Source organism: Streptomyces sp. NBRC 110611 (assembly GCF_001590865.1).
In the GTDB taxonomy this organism is placed as follows: domain Bacteria; phylum Actinomycetota; class Actinomycetes; order Streptomycetales; family Streptomycetaceae; genus Streptomyces.
The window spans coordinates 1-2,292 of record NZ_BBUY01000065.1; the positions used below are offsets into that span (position 1 = coordinate 1).

General features: G+C 66.7%; 3 protein-coding genes. All 3 read left to right on the plus strand.

Annotated elements, in window-relative coordinates; genetic code table 11:
• Positions 1-425 precede the first annotated feature (425 nt).
• Positions 426-875 (plus strand): hypothetical protein, encoded by a 450-nt coding sequence (locus tag AZE13_RS33290; protein ID WP_066940546.1) that lies wholly within the window; start codon positions 426-428, stop codon positions 873-875.
• Positions 876-1,119: 244 nt separating this feature from the next.
• Positions 1,120-1,521, plus strand: a complete 402-nt coding sequence (locus AZE13_RS33295; protein WP_066940549.1) for a hypothetical protein — start codon at positions 1,120-1,122, stop codon at positions 1,519-1,521.
• Positions 1,522-1,824: 303 nt separating this feature from the next.
• The coding region (locus AZE13_RS38915; protein WP_258528194.1) for a SulP family inorganic anion transporter at positions 1,825-2,292 on the plus strand (468 nt) is incomplete at its 3' end.

Here is a 2,292-nt window from a genome sequence, read left to right on the forward strand (position 1 = left end):
CTGCAGCGGCGCGTCGCGCTCGCGAGGCGGGCGTCGAGGCCCCAGAGATCCCTTTCGCAGGAATGACCGCATCATGCAGCCCGCGAAATCCACAGCATGCGAATTCGTTCGACGGTCTGTGCAGCGGAAAGCTACCGGAATGGTCCCCACTCGTGGCAAGGGAAACAGAACCCGGACTGCTCCCCTTCGCGCCCGTACCGGACGGGACTGCCAATACTGACGGCCCTGGCTGGCGAGCGAAAAACACGTCGATGCCGCATGCACGAGGATCTCGCCTTCTCACGAGTTAAGCCTTCATGAGCCACCCAACCAGCCTTTGGGCACGGCCTGGTGGCGCGTTCTCGGCGCTTGAACGGCAAGCGCTCTTGCCTGCTGCGTTACCTCCCGGAAAGATCTTCTCCCCCAGGACAACAAGGAGAGTGCGTATGGCAGGCAACGGCACGATCGCCGAAATCACGGCCACTGGTGCGCACGTGAAAGGAATCGATGATAGGGCGTTTGCAATGCTGCTCTCCGAGCCCCCTCTGCCCCGCTGGCGGGTCATCCCTGTGGACGGGGAGATCCAGCTGCAGGAGGTAGACACCAGCCGCTTCCTCACTGCTCCCTACGCCGACGACTGGGTTCAGGCCGCAGTGAAATCAACGGACGCCAGTACGCCGAACTCGCGATGGATCGCCCACAGGATCGACGACGGCACCGACAGAGGAGCCGGAGAGATCACGGAAACGGGTTTTTACACTTTGAAACTGGCAGGAAGCGACCACCACCTCGGCTTTCTCCTCGCGGAGATCCATTCCCTCCTCCCCAAACGACTGGTGCTGGGGCCCGACTTACATGCCCTTCAGCCGAGGTTTCTTTTTGAAGTGGTGAGCTGAGCCCCATCCCGCTGCGGCGGGCCGAGCCCTGACCTCAGTGATCAACTCGCCGCGTTGAGGTACAGGACGCGCGCTGAAGTGCGGGCCGTGCGCCGACGGGTGCCGGACTGAACGGAAGCCTTCCTTCCTGTCGGAACAACTTCACGTTTACGGTTCGGTTATTTGTCGAGTTGCGGTCCGCCACTCGAGGCCCGACACAATGGAGTGAACTGTCCAGCGGCGCCGGAACCGGAAGGGGGCGACGATGGCAAAGATCCGGATCGGCGGCTTCTGCTGGCTCCTGCTGATCGTCGTGGCCGCCATTCTGGCTCTGCCGATCGTCGCTGATGGTGCCTACGGAGAGCGTACAGCGGCCGCCCCAGCGCCCCGGAGCGGTACGCCCGTCACCGCCCCGATGGTGTCGAGCGCCTCCGACGATACCGAGTCCACCTCCGACGATACGGAGTCTGCCTCCGATCACTGTCCGGTGCGGCGCTGTGGTCGTACGACGGTCGAGCCCGCGCGGTCCGGCCCACTCATGTCGACGACGGAGCAGGCATGGACCGACAGCGGGCCGGGCATTACGGCTCCGCTGACCCAACGCGAGGCCGTTCCGCTGTCGAAATCGGGTGAACTGCCGGTCCAGCACGGCGTCTTCCGCTGCTGAGAGCACAGAGCCGCCCCAGGGCCATTCCCGGCCCGCGCAGCTGACGGCGAGATCGAGCCGTCACCACTCCCACCCTTCATGGCGTGCGTTCGCACGGCGCCGTGCGGTGACCCGCACTTGCTGGCCGCCCGTGGCGCGGCGGGTCGCTGCTCGTACTCGCATGCGCAGCTGTGCCTGTGTCTACGCCCGTACCTGTGTTCTGTACACGTACTCGTGCCTGCATGCGTACGCGTGAGCGCACCGTGTGCTGGCCTTGGGCCCGGGCGTGCGCCGCTGTATCCCGAATTCGCTGGAGGCATGCTCATGCGTAGGTTCCGTTCTGCCCACCGCCGCCCGTCCCAGCTGTCGATATCCGATCGGTCCTCCCGGTCCACCGCCGGATCCACCCGGTCCACCGCCGGGTCCACCCGGTCCACCGCCGGGTCCGCCCAGTCCGCCGAGGCCTCCCGGTCCCCCTCGTACTTCCACCCCTCGCGGGGCTCGCTGGCGCTGTGGCGCGCCGACTTCACGGCATCCCTCGTCGTCTTCCTCGTCGCCGTCCCGCTCTGTGTGGGGGTGGCCGTCGCCTCCGGGGTGCCGGCCGAGCTGGGGCTGATCACCGGGATCGTCGGCGGCCTGCTCACCGGGCTGCTGCCCGGCAGCAGCCTCCAGGTCAGCGGTCCGGCCGCCGGGCTGACCGTGCTGGTCTACGAAGCGGTGCAGGAGTTCGGGCTCGGCGCGCTGGGCGCGTTGGTGCTGGTCGCCGGGGTATTGCAGCTGGCCATGGGGGCG